Origin of the sequence: Hyphomonas chukchiensis, assembly GCF_000682695.1 — a bacterium.
In the GTDB taxonomy this organism is placed as follows: Bacteria; Pseudomonadota; Alphaproteobacteria; order Caulobacterales; family Hyphomonadaceae; genus Hyphomonas; species Hyphomonas chukchiensis.
In genome coordinates, this window is the sequence record NZ_AWFG01000099.1 from 1 (window position 1) to 452 (window position 452).

A 452-nucleotide genomic window follows, 5' to 3' on the forward strand; every position below is an offset into this window, starting at 1 on the left:
TGCCGCCGGGATGGTATCGTGTCATACCCCTGGACGGGGTTTCGCGGGGAGATCTTGTTGTTTCGAACCTACCGGAGGAGGCTTCGAAACTTGCTTCAGAACGGCATTATCTTGCGCCAGGTATCCCCGTCATCAAGACCGTCCGGGCCCTCGACGGTGACAGGGTTTGCGAGATAGACGGCGTTTTGGAGATCAATGGCGCGCCAACGGTCCGCCTTCTTCCAGCAGATCGTTTGGGACGCGCCCTGCCGTCGCCATGGAAAGGCTGCAGTCAGCTTCAGCCAGGCGAGGTTCTGCTTCTCTCTGATCGCACACCGGACTCCTTTGACGGGCGGTATTTTGGCGCCGTCCGGAAGAGCGACATCGTCGGCCAAGCTGTATGGCTGGGGGGCGCTGGGAAACAGCCGGTAGAGGATGGGTTTGAGGAAAGTGGTATGCGTCCGGAGGTGACA

At 60.0% G+C, this 452-nt stretch carries 1 protein-coding gene; it reads left to right on the forward strand.

Features of this window, described 5'->3' with window-relative positions; all coding sequences use genetic code 11:
- Nucleotides 1-29: 29 nt before the first annotated feature.
- Nucleotides 30-452: S26 family signal peptidase (locus HY30_RS20755; RefSeq protein WP_422120007.1), on the forward strand; the 423-nt coding region annotated here is incomplete at its 3' end.